The organism is Paenibacillus zeirhizosphaerae, from assembly GCF_030705605.1.
Taxonomy (GTDB): Bacteria; Bacillota; Bacilli; order Paenibacillales; family Paenibacillaceae; genus Paenibacillus; species Paenibacillus zeirhizosphaerae.
The window spans coordinates 264,461-278,602 of sequence record NZ_JAPCKK010000016.1; the positions used below are offsets into that span (position 1 = coordinate 264,461).

Sequence of the window (14,142 nt, forward strand, 5' to 3'; positions counted from 1 at the left end):
CATAAATACCTACTCCAATAAAGATCAAGTATACCAAGATCGGAATTATCGACAAAAATTCAAAATACGTCATAAGCACACCCCTTTAAGGTTAATTCCAAGCCAGCCCCTTTCAGCCTCTTTTCCTACATTTTCAAACTTTAACCTCCGATACAGCATTTTTTAGAGCGCTGTTATGCATGATAATATTGTAATATAACCACAACCTTTATATAAAGGAAGGAACCTACATATGTATCATCTCACCTATTTGTCAGACGGGTTGCGCGTAAAAGGATATATGTGCCTACCCTATGGCTGGAGGTTACCTATATCACAGGTACAGGAATGGCTGCAGAACCATTACGGGATACAAGATCTTGAAGCAACCGAGCTGGCCTGTCCGGTTCATGTAACGTGCACAGAACTGCCGGAAGGAAAATGGCCGGTGTTGATTTACTGCCGCGGCGGGATCGGACGAGTGGGACAAGTCAAAACAACGTGGCTAGAGGACTTTTCCATTCATGATCATATTATTTTCGCACCTTCCTACCGTGGCAGCGAAGGTGGTGAAGGAAGGGATCAATTTGGGGGAAGTGATATTGAGGATGTAATCAGCGCCTATCAATTTATGGCCGGGCTGCCTTTTGTCGACGACCAGCGTATTTCTGTTATGGGGTTTTCCAGAGGCTCGATCAATGCAACAGCCGCCACAGTGCGGCTGTTGCATATGTACAAGCTGGTATTATGGGGCGGTGTTTCGGACCTGGCCCAAACCTATGAGGAGCGGATTGACCTCCGCCGGATGATGAAGCGGGTGATCGGCGGCTCAACCGGCAAGCTTCCGCAAGCCTATGAGCTGAGATCACCGATAGCCCACGTGCAGGAAATTCACTGCCCGGTGCTGATCATGCACGGGACTGAGGATGCGCAGGTCGACTACAGCCACGGAAAAAATATGTTCAGGCGTCTGCATGAAGCAGGAAAAGATGTGACGTTTCACACTTTTACAGGATACGGGCATCATCTGCCCCCTTCCATGCATGCCTTGGCGATCCGGAACATGTTTGCATGGCTGCAGGAACCTAATAAACTATAAATCTTTGCGGATGAAGCGGCGCATCCCTAGCCAAAAGAGAACAGCCGTGTACAATGCCGCATACACCAAAAACGCTGTCGACGGAATTTCCCCGATACCAAAAGGTCCGTCCGAGCCCATCGGGAGGAGTCCGTTAATATCCTCGAAGCTGAACAACACGGCCTGCATTTTCCTTTGCAGCCCGTCGGCAGGCATGATCAGGGACAAGACACCTGTTATATTGTTCAGGGTCTGCATGGGACCTGGCTCCAGGCCCACAGAGCCGATGATTTTGCCGATCATGCCGCCGAGCCATCCAGCACCATAAAGCATCGTCATTACGACACCGTTCGCAATGGAGGGCAGATAGCCTGATCCAAACATAGATACGGTCACGAGCAAGGGAACGACCGAAGCAAAGAGCAAGAACGCCTGCACCAGCACTACCGGATCACGCGGGATCGAAGCATGCATACCGGTGATCCACAAGATCAAACTGTACAATATCAGCGCATACACCAAACCAAGTGAAACATAGCCTAGCCAGCGGCCCGTATACCATTTCCACCTTGGAATCGGCCGCGGCAGCATCGCCTGCATGACTCCCTGCTCCGCCTCGCCTGCAATTGCGGAAAATGAGCTGAAAATCGCCAAAAAGGCAAGCACAAAGCACGCGAAGAAAAATCCGAGCATCAAAATAAACATCCCAAGCACAAATTCCTGGATTATAGCTTCATTACCCGAACCGCTCGTAATCACCTTAGAGGCAGGATCATCTCCAATCGCACCGGCAATAAACCAGAAGCCCAACAGGAATACAGCTGTCAGCAGAAGCGTCAGCAAAAGAACCCGTTTGCGCAGCAGCTCCTTCCAAGTCATGGTCCAAATGATCCTCATTCCTGTTCCCCCCTGTGATCCAATCCTGCAACAGCTTCCATGAACCATTCTTCAAGCCGTTCACGAATTTTGGTGACTTCATACAGTGTCATGCCCTGCCCGATCAGCAGTGTATTGATCCAGCCGGCCTGTTCTTCGTTTTCCAGCTCTGCTTCAAGCCAAACAGTATCGTCCAGACTGTCTTCACCGACAACGCCGCCTTCGTCCTGCTCATCGGCAAGCACCCGAAAGCTGAGACCTGTCGTATCCATGAGCCAGGACAGCAAAAAAGGCGAAAATCCGCCGACTTTAAAACGCCAGCAGACTCGCTTCTGAAGCACTTCGGCTACCCGTCCATGACGGAGAACCTGTCCGTTATTTAAGAGTGCCATTCTGTCACATAATACTTCTACATCCTCAAGCAGATGGGAGTTCAAAAAAATCGTTTTCCCCTGCTGCTTCAGCTCTTCAAGTATATTCCGCACATGCATTCGTCCGACAGGGTCCATGGCTGATGACGGCTCGTCCAGAAAAATGATGGCCGGATCATTCACGAGCGCGCAAGCCAGTCCGAGCCGCTGCTGCATGCCTTTGGAATAATGCTTAACACGGTCCTTCCCCCGCTGGCCCACACCGACCATGTGCAGCAGCTCAGGAACTCTCTGTTCTATCACCTGCTTGTCCAAGCCGCATAATTGTCCATGCAGCCGGACGACCTCTTCTCCGGTAAGCCATTCCTGATACCTGTACAGCTCGGGAAGATACCCGATTTGCCGCTTCGCTTCAAGCGTACCGATGGGGGCGCCCATCAGGCTTGCTTCCCCAGCCGTCGGATGAATGAGCCCGACCAGCATCTTTACGAACGTGCTTTTCCCTGCCCCATTGGGTCCGAGGAAGCCAAAGGCTTCCCCTTTCCCTACGGTGATGGTGACGTTGCGGCAGCCGCGCCCGTTGCTGTATTCCTTGGTCAATCCTTTAGCGTCGATTGCCGGACCACTCATGCCCCCACCAACTCCTTAAGCTTGTTCATGAATTCAGCTTCCGTTTCATAAGCGCTTCCGCCTTCAAAGTAGAACAACTGCCCATCTTTGATCCAGATCGCAGTGCGGTCTGTCACGGTGTCGTACTGTCTCTGTTCAACGAGAACCTTAGTTCCACCAAGCGTAATCTCGTTTGCTTTGGCATCTTGACCAACCACATACGGCATGGGGATCGAGCCGGACAGAATGCCGCTCCGCTGCAGTTGCTCTTTCAGGTCGGAAGGCAGAATAGGGAGTTGAAGAACAGCATCCACTGCTTCTTTTACATCAACGGACGGATCCACCATAATTTCAGGCGCCTGCTGCTGTGTCAGGGATGCCCACTGCTGCTCGTCGGACCCCAAGTCGTAAATGATGCTTTCATGCATACTGAAGGTCACTTCTTTACCATCCATGGTATCGGGCAGCAGTTCCGTCGCCCCTACACGCTGCATGGCCTGATTCAGTTCATCCACATTCAGCTTCATTGTAATAGTTCTCGAAGGAGTAATGTAGACGGTCTCTTTGCTGCCTGTGAGGTCAGGCGACAGAAGCTGGTATTCCGGCAGCTTGGATACTGCCTGTTCACGTGTAAATTCCCCTTGGACATTTCCGCTTTCGGTGCTGAACTGGCCGAACATATTATCTTTGCTGGCCGACTCGCCCGGAACCATCTGATTAAACATGTTTTCAAGCGAGTCCCCGTCAACTCTGGTAATCTCCTGTACCTTGAATTGGTGCAAAATAGCGGCAAGCGCGTTATTTCCCATAGGTGTGGCGAGTACAGTACCGAAAATGACGACTGCCGCTGCGGCGGCTGCCCACTTCCGACCTTTGCCTGCCCGTCGGCGGGAAGACTTAACCGGAGCCGGAGCTTCAACTTTCAGTTGAGGTGATGAATCATGAACTGCGGCAGAAGCCGCTGGGGCCGCAATCATGTCAGCAAGCTTCGATCCGTTTTCTTTGCCAGCGCTCCCCCATGTCTCCCATTTGGCGTTCACCGGCTCTGCGGCCAATTGCTCTTGCAGCCTTTTCCAGGCTTCGTGTGTAGTTTTGTCCGCTTCTGAATGCCGCGGTTTAGTAGTCATATCATTTCAATCCTTCCGAATGTGAGTTAGTCCTGCCGGGCCATAGCCTTGGCAGCTGTCGTCTGCAGCTTGCGTGTCGCTCTTTGCAGCAGACTACCGATCAGTGGCTGCCTGACATTAAGCTCCTCCGCAATCTCCGCGTAGCTGTAGCCCGAGTAGCGAAGAAGCAGCGCCTGACGGTCCCTTTCAGGAAGCCTGTTCAGCCAAGCTTGAACTTCTTCCTTATCCATCTGTCGCATCAGCGCCTCTTCACCGGATTCGGGAACGGCTTCTCCCTCGAACATCATCTCCTGCTTGTTTTGCAGCTTTCTCTCTCTTGCTTTCTTCTCTAAATAATCGTATCCGATTCTTGTCAATACCCGGTGCAGCCATGCTCCCATGGTTGCCGGGTTGTCCGGCGGGTTCCTGTACAGCCTCAGGAATACCTCCTGTGCCAGATCATCGGCTGCGGCTTCATCGCGCACCAGCGCTGCCAGTTTTCTGCGTACGGTTGGATAATGCTCATAAAATATGTTGCGGAATGCTGAGGATTCCGGAATACTCATTGTAAAATTGCCTCCTTTCAGCTGCAGCTATTAGGAAGACGAACCCTTTTCCTCTTTTGTAGCATAAACAAGAGAATTTTTTAGATTCGTCATTTTTAAATTATATAGCAGGGCTTTGTCATGTTGTCACCTTCCACCGGCATCCATTGGTTTGACAACAATAAAAAAAGGCAATCCTTAAGACATTGTAAATGACTTAAGAGACTGCCCCGTTATCCATAACATTTTTCTTGAGTTTTTCTCGATGTTCTCTTACAGGTTTTTCTTGGTTTTATTACCCGTCAACAACAGCAGCAGGAAAGAAATCAGGACAATCACGCCTGTCCAAGCCCAGGCCAACGTATAGTTCCCCGTATCAACCGCGACATAAATCGCCGTGGGAACGGTCTGGGTCTTTCCCGGAATGTTGCCCGCGATCATCAGTGTAGCCCCGAACTCTCCCAAGGCTCTGGCTATTCCCAAAATATAAGCCGTCATGAGTGATCTGGCGCAAAGCGGAAGCGTCACGTACCTGAACACCTGCCACTCACTTGCACCAGCGGACCTGGCCGCCTCCTCAAGCGATTCGTCAACAGAGGCAAACGCGTTCTTCATCGTCTGGTAGACGAGCGGAAACGCAACAACCACGGAAGCGATGACCCCTGCCGACCAGGTGAAGATGACCGGAGTGGCAAACAGCCGCTCAATGAGCTGACCTGTCCAGCTTTTGCGGCCCAGCATGACCAATAGTATAAAACCAACAACCGTAGGGGGGAGTACGAGCGGAAGCATGAAGAGTGTTTCCACCCACACTTTACCATGGAAAGAGCGCCGTGCCATCCAAAATGCCAATAGGGTCCCAAGGATAAGCACGATGATGCTGGAAACAAATGAAATTTGCAGTGAAAGCCTAACAGGAGACCAAAAATCAACCCCATGGATAGTCATGTCATTCCTCGCCTATGTATAATGGTTCATTATATCGGAGCCTCTTTCCCGCTGTAAAGCCAATAGATCGGCCGGCAGATGGGGCCCCGCTGATGGCTCTGTCTGCCGGTCTGTCTGTTAAATGAACAGAAAAGGAAGCAGAAATAAGAAAGCAATCGCCGCCCAAGGCGCAAAGTTTCGATAGGGACTATAGTAGCCCTGATAGGGATAGCCGTAGTCAAAAGCCTTGATCTTCACAGCGGGTGTCTTTTTGCGTCGTTGCTTTCCCTTGGAGACAGACGATTTCATAGGCGCCACGGGCGCTCCGCCGAATACGAGTCCGTTCTCTGTCACCTCACTCAGCGTCCCGGTCATATAAGAGCCGTCGTGTAAGACCACACATACGTTTCTGCCGATATGCTGTCTGCACACATCCTTTTCCAGCGGGTAAATCATCTGCACGATACTCCCCCCTCTCACTCATTTGTTACAATGTATTCCCACCTATTTTTGATGGTACCGGGCGAGCGCGGAGATGATATGATGTACTATATATTTTGTTGCTTACAGCCGGAGGAAACCTGATGAACTTGATGGAACAGCATTATATGAAAATTTTGAAAATGTGTGGAAACCTAACCGGTCAAGACCAGGAGCATCCTGTTACGGTGCAACGGCTGGCGGAAGAGCTGTGCTGTACGCCCAGGAATGTTAAGTTCATTTTGCGCAAATTGGAGGAGACGGATTACATCCGCTGGAAAGCGGGCAAAGGACGCGGCTGTACCTCCCGCATAACACTGCTACGCGGATTGGACGAATTGGTCGAGGGACAATTCAGGGCCTATCTCCAGGACGGAAAGGTCAGGGAAGCCGTGGAGCTGATGCTGAACCCTGCCCTCTCTCCTTTTTTACAGGATAAGCTGCGGAACATGCTGGACCGGGAATTTGGCCTGCAGACCCTGGAGCAGGATGCGGCAGGTCCGGAGATTCTGCGCATAACCTATAATCGGCAGTTGAACATTATGGACCCTGCCAGAGTATTTACAGCTATTGAAACTAGTCTGCTGGGCCAGCTATGCAATACGCTGATCGTCTATGATTCGGCCACCCGCGGTTTTCTTTCGTCCTTGTCACACACTTGGGAGTATCAAGAGGAGGATCAAAGCTGGGTCTTCTATCTGCGCAAGGATGTCCACTTTCATCATGGCCGTACATTGGCTGCCGAGGACGTTGTGTTCACCTTCAACCGGCTGCGGGGGCATCATTCTCCGGCCCTGTGGCAGTTTGCGGATGTTGAATGCGTGGAAGCACGTGGAAGATGGACCGTCATCTTTTACCTGCGCAGGCCAAATACCTTTTTTCTGCATTCGGTGGCCTCGGTCCATATGTCTATCCTTCCTGTAGGCACTAATCTGAACGAGCATCCTGTGATCGGCACCGGTCCATTCCGTATTGCTGAACAAACAGAGCATCTGATCGTGCTTGAAGCATTCAGTGACCATTTCAGGGAACGGCCGCTGCTTGACCGTGTTGAACTGTTGTTTGTACCCAATGAGCGGTCCAATGTCCGCAATTATTCGCTTCCCCAGACTAACACACCTGTGGCGGAGGAGCAGCAGGCATCATCAGAGCTGGACTATGCCGTGACCGGCTGCCGGTATCTGCTGTTCAACATGACGAGGAAGGGGATTCAACAGCAGCATCCGTTCCGTGAGGCGATGCGCATTCTGTACAATCAGCATGCCCTGATCCGTGAATTGAGGGGCAATCGTCTTCTGGCAGCGAGCAGCCTTCTCCCGGAAAAAAGCCGCATTTTGCCGATCCCGGATAGACCGCTTGACGAGATTGCGCCTCTGCTGAATAAAGCGGGTTATACAGGTGAGGCATTGAGCCTGTATTTCCTGCCCAAGAAGGACGAGACCGACGAAGCGCATTGGCTGCAGCAGCGCTGTGCCTCCGTCGGCGTGGAGCTTACCCTTCATCCTATACACCGGATTGACCCTCTGATGTTCCGGAAGGAGGCGGATATGATTCTGGCTGAAGAAGTGCTGGAAACCGATGTGGAATGGGGATTGATCAATTTCTACCTGAACCCGGAAAATTACCTGAACCTGCTGCTGCAGGACGAACAAAAGAAGACAGTAAGTGCCCTGCTTGGCGGCTTCAGCGAAATGCATTCGGAAGAACGGGAGGAACGGATTGATCAATTGGAGCATAGGGTTCGTCAGGAATACTGGCTGCTGCACGGCTGTCATGTGAACAAAAAAAGCCGCCTACATCCTTCGCTGCGCGGTCTCCAGGTGGAATCGTTCGGCTTTGTCGATATTTCAAAAATATGGATCAAGCCCTCCTCCGTATAAACTACTGCACAAAAAAGGAGTACCTAACGGCGGATTCATCATACTAACCGCTTGGGGTACTCCTTTTGTATGTTCAAGCTGTCGTATTACCAGGCATAGGCTTCCGGCGCCGGTTTGCCGGGACCGGGAAATATCTCGTCAAGCTGCTTGAGTACATCCTCATTCAGCTTCACTTCAGGAACTCGGAGAGAGTCCTCCAGTTGGTCTAAAGTCCGCGGTCCGATGATCGGCGCAGTTACGGCTGAATGGGACAGCACCCATGCCAGCGCGACAACATCTTCCTTCTCCCCGATCTCACTGCATAGGGCCGCGAACTGCTCCAAACGACTCCGATTCTCCTCAATCCGCTCCTGCGAGCGAGCGCTGCGTGCGCCTGTACCGGAAAGCGCATTGCGCCCGAGCAGCCCGCCTGCCAGCGGACTCCAGGGAATGACGCCCAGCCCGAGCGCTTCCGCCGCTGGTAGCACCTCCAGTTCAGCGGTTCGCTGCATGAGATTATATAAATGCTGTTCGGAGACCAATCCCAGAAAATGACGCGCTTTGGCCTCTGCTTGGGCCACGGCGATATGCCAGCCGGCAAAGTTGCTGGAGCCGATATACCCCACCTGTCCCCGCTGTACTGCGTTTTCGAACATGCCCCACAGCTCATCCCACGATACGTTACGGTCCACATGATGCATCTGGTACAGCTCGATATGATCGGTCTGCAGACGCTTCAGCGAGCTTTCCAGATGACGGCGGATTTTATAGGCGGATAATCCTCGGTCGCCATTGGGGCCGTCCGCCTCTTCATTCATATCACCGTACACCTTGGTAGCAAGCACGACCTTCTCACGCCTACCGCCACCCTGCTTGAACCAGCGGCCGATAATTTCCTCTGTCCAGCCCCTGTTCGACTGACCACCGTACACGTTCGCAGTATCAAAGAAGTTGATGCCTGCATCCAGCGCTGCGTCCATAATTTTGAACGCTTCCTTCTCCTCTGTCTCAGGCCCGAAATTCATCGTTCCCAGACACAGCTGGCTGACCTTCAATCCCGACTTGCCCAAGTAAGAATGCTGCATATCCAGCCTCCCGCCCTTTCATAAGAAATAGGATTTGGCAAAAATGCGAAAACTGAAGCGCTCCAGTTGAGGCTTGTGTTATTCCATGAGGTGAGAACGCTGTCAACCATTATTTTACCTGTTTTTTCTTGTCTTTGAAACTCCTTTTGCTGCTGAAGAATTGCTTATGATTCGGAAACTCCGCCAGTGGTGGTTGTCAGTAACCGACGGGCTCTCATTTGTTCGATGCGTTGGTCCAACCGCTGCTGTACGGCAGTGAGGGATTGAATTTGCTGGGCGATTTCTTCATAAGCCCCAAGCATTTCTTCACAGACCCCGTCATCGTCGGAATAAGCATCATAAGTATCATGGCATTTCAAAATTTCAAGAATTTCCTTTGTTGACATCCCAAGCTCCAAATAAATCTGGATTGTCTTGATGCGCTTGACATCGGCCTCGTCGAATTCCCGATAGTCGTTGTCAAGCCGTTTTGCAGCAAGCAGCTTTTTCTGTTCATAATACCGGATCGAGCGGGCGCTTACCCCCGTCACTTTGGAAAGCTGGCTTATTTTCAAGGGAAGAGTCTCCTTTCAGCGAATTGTTCTTTTCCTGTTTTTTCAAAACCATCATATCACACGTTTTCACCTTAATTTCAAACCGCCTTGTCTTGTTCACAAAAAATAATCTCATCATAGAGAATTACGGAATAAGCCCCGTCTTTTTCGCCTTTTCGGCCATCCGTTTCGTGTATTTGCCAAGCGGCTTTTTCAGGATCAGGCCAACGGCAAAACAGATGGCGAGGAACAGGATCAGCATCAGCACATCCTTAATGGCCGTGCGCGGCAGAATGCCCCCAACCGTTTCACGCAGCAGACTGACGGCATACGTAAACGGCACGATTGGATTCAGCATCTGGAAAAAGGCCGTGCTGGTGCTGACCGGGAACGTTCCTCCTGAGCTCGAAAACTGCAGCACCAGGAAAATAACCGCCAGCCCTTTGCCGATGTTGCCAAACACCGAGACTAAGGTATAGGTAATGGCAACAAAAACAAGGCTGATTAACACCGACGACAATACGAACAGCGCTTTGGCATGTACGTAGGTTCCCAGCAAAAACAAATCTCCCAGCGATACACTTAACGCCTGAAAAATGCCGATGGTCGCAAAGGTCAGATAACGCCCAAAGTATACCTGATAGCTTTTGTAGATCCCTTGCGTATCTTCGACATCAACCTTGAACAGGGAAACAAGCAGCATGGCGCCGACCCAGATGGACAATGTAGTATAAAACGGCGACATCGCCGAGCCATAGTTCGGTATCGGATACAGCCGTTGCTCCTTCAGCTCCACCGGGCTGCCGAGGAAATCGCTCTCCTTCTGCACGTCTCCTTTCAGCAGCGAGATGAATTGGCCGAGATCGTTCTGCGCTCTGTACTGCCGGATTGCAGCCGCTGCGCGGCTGATAGAGCTCTCAGCGCCGGGAAGATCCTCACGCACAAAACCCGCCACCTGATGGATCGCGTCCTCCACCTCGGGAAACTTATTTTCTATCAAATCTGCAAGCCGTTCAAACTGCGCCTCCGCCTGCGGCAGATCGTTGCGCACGAAATCGGCAGCCTTATGGATTTTCTGCTTCACACCAGGCAGATCTTTATTCACAAAATCGGCCGCCTGATTCACGGCTAAAGTGAACTTGTCCATGTTGCCCTGGATGGTGGCGGCCGCTTCATGAAGCCTGTTCCGTACGGCAGGCAGGTCCTTCTGCAGCAGGGTCAGTTCCTTCTGTCCGAATTCGGCGGCCTGCTGCGCATCAGCGAGAATGGTGCCGATATTCGGCAGTTGCTCCTCTGCCGTCTTCAGCACATTGGCGGCATTCACAGCGCTGGTCCGCAACTGCTGTAATGCATCCTGGACAGCCGGAACGATTTCCGTATCATAGCGGGATAAAATATCCCCGGTCGCATCATCGATCTCTCCGGCCAGCTTGTCGGCGTTATCCAGCAGATCAGATGCCGGTTTTTTCCCCTGTTGCAAAGCTTGGCCTATGCTCGTCATGACAGTGGACAGGCGTCCGAAACGATCCTGCACCTGATCTATACGCGAAATGGCCGTGTTCAACGCCTGATTCGGCAGATAGGAGTTCAGCTCGGCCAGCAGCCCGGATATTCGCCCCAGTACCGCCGCTGCCGTATCGATGCGTCCGCTCACCCGGCTCAGCAGAGCGGCGGCGGCATCCGGATCAAAATCCGTGCCTCTGATGATGTCCGTAAGCTGGCTGACTTCACCGGCAATTTGCTGCACAAGGATCAGATCCTCTTTAATAATCGGTGCCAGCGAGTCAAACGCCCCCCGATGGTCTGTCAGAAAGTCTGATAAGCTGTCCGCAAACTGACCACCGCTTGCCGCCACCTGCTCCAGCTTTGGCAATGCTTCCTGTGCGGCCGCGATAACGTCAAGCGCCGTTTGCAGATCCTTCAGCGCCGTGCTCAGCGTATCCTCCACTTTGCCGAAATTTTGGTCCAGCTCTACAATCCGGTTTGCGGCGGTTTGAATCTCGGGCAGCCGCTGCTGGACCAGCAGCACACCCTTGGCTGCTTCATCAAGCAGCGGCAGATTTTCCTCAATCTTCAGTACAAGCTGTCCTGCTTCGTTAATTTCGGGAATACGGTTCCGCAGGGCCAATATTTTCTGCCCCTGCTGTTTGATCGCAGGCAGCTTCGCCTCCAGCTCCAACGCCTGATTGCCAAGCATCTCGATATCCGGCAGCCTGTCGTTCAGCTCCAGCACCTGGTTTTCGATATTTCTAATGGTCGGCAGTTCCTCTTCAAGCTTGATGTCGGCCGCCTTGAGCTTGCTCAATACGGCCTCGCTTGCCGATTCGATAAAATTGCTGCTGATTTGATTGGTCAGCGAGGTTGCGCCGGAGGATGTAATTTTCGTTGCGACCGCATTCAGTTTCTCATTGACCGAATACAAAATTTGTGGTTTCTGCGGATTTACAGTCAATATGCTGGCAATCTTGCTGGAAAAATCCTGCGGAATCAGCAGGCTGGCATAATAATCCCCCTCCTCTATCCCTCTTCTGGCTTCCTCACGATCAACAAATGTCCAGCCGAGCTTCGTATTGCTTTTCAAGCTGTTGATCACTTCATCTCCGATATTGATCTTCGTGCCGTTAACCTCCGCCCCCAGATCCTCGCTTGTAACGGCCACCTTGATCCCGGAGGTATTCGCATACGGGTCCCACATCGCCTTCAGATTCACCCATGCATACACAGAAGGCAAGAAAATAATGGCGATAACCAGCAGCACACCTGTGGACACCTTGAATACATTTTTCCAGTCATTTATGTAAATGCGCCAAATATTTCTCATGCAAAGCACCCTCTTTAGATGTATTTACGCAGCAAATGCACCTGGCAAGCTACTCCGTTCCTTTCTTAACCATATTATCTTAACCCATTCGCACCCTGACCATATCGGAAGTTTACCGTAAATGCTTGAATATACAGCTACTCAAAACGGCAAAGCCCGTTAAATCCTTGATTTTCTCAAGGAATCTAACGGGCTTTTTCTGTTTCATTGCTTATTTTGCAGAACCCCTGGTTGCCGATACCACATCAATGGTTCAACACAATATCGTAATCTTTCTGCAGGTAAGCATGAATTCGTTTAAAATCATCTGGGGTCAGTTCCTGCAGCCGCTTGTCCTGCTCCCGCCCCAGTATAATTCCGAGCGTCTGTGCAGCAAGGGCCGTATTGGGCATGATTCGGGCGCTGCCGTAAGCCTTGATGGAGGCACCGACGTTTTTACCGACAACAAGCACGTTGTCATAACCCTTAAGCTCGAAGGAACGAAGCGGCATGCCGTAACGGTCGGTCTTGCCAAAGCCGATTCCCTTCGGTATCTTTTGGGTGCCTTGCAGATCGATCGAATAACCGCCGATACTTACATTATCCCAGAACATGCGGCTATTTTTGACGTCATCGTACTGCAGCACATATTCCGTCTCATACCGGTTATAATCACGGATGTACAAGTACTCTGGAAAACCGTTAAGCTCCGCCTTCGCAAAGCCCGGAATGTTCTCACGGAGAAACTCGAGCACAAATGGCGCTTCCTCCCTCCCCTTGCGTACAGCCTCCTGAACCGACGCGGGGTCGGCGGGGTCCACTCCGTAGATCAGCAGCGCGTTCATAATGACTTCCCCGTGCTTCTGATCCACAGTATTCATGCCCCTAAGCACCAGTTGTGGATCCTGCGGCTTGTATTGGCTCATAATATTGCTGAAGCCTGTGGCAATGTTCCAGTCTACATATGTATTAGGACCGTATTTCTCCTGCACATTCGTTAGCGGATAATCCTCCAGTACAGCCTGATGCAAAGCTCCCCAGTTAACCTTCTTGAATCTGAGCATGAGTGTGGCCGCCATATAATCAGGCTCCTCGTGATCTCCGTTGTACAGACTCTCCATTCCGGGGATACGCGTTGCCCCCAGCTTGCCGGTCAGTGCCGCGAAATCGGTATTCTCCACCCAGTAATTAGCCTGAACCTTATGTATCGTTGCGTCCGGCATTTTATAAGTCAGCATGGTTAAGGTTTTGCCCTGCTCCAAAGCGTTCGATTCCACAGATTGAATCTCAATCCCGCTTTGCATAGGAATTCCCTGCACCATCTTGTTGTAATACTCGTCGAATTCAGCCGCCGTGCGAATCGTTCCCCTCTTGTAACCGTCAAATAAGGGCTTGATATCACCTTGTACCAGGCTCTGTTTGTTCTTGTCATTTGGCTCGTCCAGAAACTGCATCTGCGCCAGCGTAAGCTCGCCGCCCGGCTTGCTGCGGGGGTCAAGAATCAGCACACGCAGTCCATGGTTACGCGCTTCTCTGGCGAGCAGCACCCCCTGGATCTCGCTGCCGATGACTACAACATCATACTTGTCGCATCCCTCATCACATGGCTCAAGAGGACTTGCATGACTTTCATTTGCCAACGGTTCAGGAGGACTGACGCTGACTTCATTTACCGTCTTCTCTGTTGGGGATGGGACCACCCATAATGTGAGCAGTATGGCAGCAATTACTGCACAAATGCCACCCACGGCATATTTCCATCTTTTCATGGTTCTTTCCGACTTCCCTTCAAATGCAGTTCGAGCAATCGATATTTTTTGCAATCTCCCAACTTCCGCATGGTAGCACAGACCTATATGTTTTTCAACAGTACTGACTTCACGCTAAACCGGTA

Annotated in this window: 13 protein-coding genes; 3 read left to right on the plus strand and 10 right to left on the minus strand. The window is 51.4% G+C overall.

Annotation, left to right across the window (positions count from 1 at the left end):
- Positions 1–232: 232 nt before the first annotated feature.
- Complete coding sequence (locus OIN60_RS11005; RefSeq protein WP_305754913.1) at positions 233–1,078, plus strand: alpha/beta hydrolase family protein; 846 nt, start codon at positions 233–235, stop codon at positions 1,076–1,078.
- On the opposite strand, the gene OIN60_RS11010 is transcribed toward OIN60_RS11005, so the two are convergent.
- From OIN60_RS11010 to OIN60_RS11035, 6 genes are all read right to left on the minus strand, one after another.
- Positions 1,073–1,954: an ABC transporter permease subunit gene (locus OIN60_RS11010; protein WP_305754914.1), complete on the minus strand. Its 882-nt coding sequence runs from the start codon at positions 1,952–1,954 to the stop codon at positions 1,073–1,075. The two genes, OIN60_RS11005 and OIN60_RS11010, sit on opposite strands and share 6 nt — an antisense overlap.
- Positions 1,951–2,934, minus strand: a complete 984-nt coding sequence (locus OIN60_RS11015; protein WP_305754915.1) for an ABC transporter ATP-binding protein — start codon at positions 2,932–2,934, stop codon at positions 1,951–1,953. The genes OIN60_RS11010 and OIN60_RS11015 overlap by 4 nt, the downstream gene beginning before the upstream one ends.
- Positions 2,931–4,040 (minus strand): hypothetical protein, encoded by a 1,110-nt coding sequence (locus OIN60_RS11020; protein WP_305754916.1) that lies wholly within the window; start codon positions 4,038–4,040, stop codon positions 2,931–2,933. Before OIN60_RS11020 ends, OIN60_RS11015 begins: the two co-directional genes overlap by 4 nt.
- A 26-nt stretch (positions 4,041–4,066) precedes the next feature.
- Positions 4,067–4,585, minus strand: coding sequence for a sigma-70 family RNA polymerase sigma factor (locus tag OIN60_RS11025; RefSeq protein WP_305754917.1), 519 nt, complete (start codon positions 4,583–4,585; stop codon positions 4,067–4,069).
- A 252-nt stretch (positions 4,586–4,837) separates the two neighbouring features.
- Entirely contained in the window at positions 4,838–5,512 is a 675-nt protein-coding gene (gene modB / locus OIN60_RS11030) for a molybdate ABC transporter permease subunit (RefSeq protein WP_305754918.1), read from the minus strand.
- 117 nt (positions 5,513–5,629) lie between these two features.
- On the minus strand, positions 5,630–5,953 hold the full coding sequence (locus OIN60_RS11035; protein ID WP_305754919.1) for a hypothetical protein: 324 nt from the start codon (positions 5,951–5,953) through the stop codon (positions 5,630–5,632).
- A gap of 122 nt (positions 5,954–6,075) precedes the next feature.
- Between OIN60_RS11035 and OIN60_RS11040 the strand changes: the two genes are divergently transcribed.
- Positions 6,076–7,851 carry an ABC transporter substrate-binding protein gene (locus OIN60_RS11040; RefSeq protein ID WP_305754920.1) on the plus strand — a complete coding sequence of 592 codons (1,776 nt, stop codon included), beginning with the start codon at positions 6,076–6,078 and terminating at the stop codon, positions 7,849–7,851.
- 86 nt (positions 7,852–7,937) lie between these two features.
- Here OIN60_RS11040 and OIN60_RS11045 read toward each other — a convergent pair whose 3' ends face one another.
- The 3 genes from OIN60_RS11045 to OIN60_RS11055 form a co-directional block, all read right to left on the minus strand.
- The gene (locus tag OIN60_RS11045; RefSeq protein WP_305754921.1) at positions 7,938–8,915 is read right to left on the minus strand and encodes an aldo/keto reductase; all 978 of its coding nucleotides are present in this window, start codon (positions 8,913–8,915) and stop codon (positions 7,938–7,940) included.
- A gap of 164 nt (positions 8,916–9,079) precedes the next feature.
- Complete coding sequence (locus OIN60_RS11050) at positions 9,080–9,469, minus strand: MerR family transcriptional regulator (protein ID WP_305754922.1); 390 nt, start codon at positions 9,467–9,469, stop codon at positions 9,080–9,082.
- 124 nt (positions 9,470–9,593) lie between these two features.
- Positions 9,594–12,269, minus strand: a complete 2,676-nt coding sequence (locus tag OIN60_RS11055) for a YhgE/Pip domain-containing protein (protein ID WP_305754923.1) — start codon at positions 12,267–12,269, stop codon at positions 9,594–9,596.
- Here OIN60_RS11055 and OIN60_RS22620 point away from each other — a divergent pair.
- The gene (locus OIN60_RS22620; protein WP_370872465.1) at positions 12,268–12,390 is read left to right on the plus strand and encodes an MBL fold metallo-hydrolase; all 123 of its coding nucleotides are present in this window, start codon (positions 12,268–12,270) and stop codon (positions 12,388–12,390) included. The two genes, OIN60_RS11055 and OIN60_RS22620, sit on opposite strands and share 2 nt — an antisense overlap.
- Positions 12,391–12,514: 124 nt before the next feature.
- Here the strand turns inward: OIN60_RS22620 and OIN60_RS11060 are convergent, their stop codons facing one another.
- Positions 12,515–14,017, minus strand: coding sequence for an FAD-dependent oxidoreductase (locus OIN60_RS11060; protein ID WP_305754924.1), 1,503 nt, complete (start codon positions 14,015–14,017; stop codon positions 12,515–12,517).
- Positions 14,018–14,142: the final 125 nt, after the last annotated feature.

Bases quoted from the DNA above. Each gene is read 5' to 3' on its own strand.
- OIN60_RS11005 (WP_305754913.1), top strand. From the start codon at position 233: ATGTATCATCTCACCTATTTGTCAGACGGGTTGCGCGTAAAAGGATAT.
- OIN60_RS11010 (WP_305754914.1), bottom strand. From the start codon at position 1,954: ATGAGGATCATTTGGACCATGACTTGGAAGGAGCTGCTGCGCAAACGG.
- OIN60_RS11015 (WP_305754915.1), bottom strand. From the start codon at position 2,934: ATGAGTGGTCCGGCAATCGACGCTAAAGGATTGACCAAGGAATACAGC.
- OIN60_RS11020 (WP_305754916.1), bottom strand. From the start codon at position 4,040: ATGACTACTAAACCGCGGCATTCAGAAGCGGACAAAACTACACACGAA.
- OIN60_RS11025 (WP_305754917.1), bottom strand. From the start codon at position 4,585: ATGAGTATTCCGGAATCCTCAGCATTCCGCAACATATTTTATGAGCAT.
- modB (WP_305754918.1), bottom strand. From the start codon at position 5,512: ATGACTATCCATGGGGTTGATTTTTGGTCTCCTGTTAGGCTTTCACTG.
- OIN60_RS11040 (WP_305754920.1), top strand. From the start codon at position 6,076: ATGAACTTGATGGAACAGCATTATATGAAAATTTTGAAAATGTGTGGA.
- OIN60_RS11045 (WP_305754921.1), bottom strand. From the start codon at position 8,915: ATGCAGCATTCTTACTTGGGCAAGTCGGGATTGAAGGTCAGCCAGCTG.
- OIN60_RS22620 (WP_370872465.1), top strand. From the start codon at position 12,268: ATGCAAAGCACCCTCTTTAGATGTATTTACGCAGCAAATGCACCTGGC.
- OIN60_RS11055 (WP_305754923.1), bottom strand. From the start codon at position 12,269: ATGAGAAATATTTGGCGCATTTACATAAATGACTGGAAAAATGTATTC.
- OIN60_RS11060 (WP_305754924.1), bottom strand. From the start codon at position 14,017: ATGAAAAGATGGAAATATGCCGTGGGTGGCATTTGTGCAGTAATTGCT.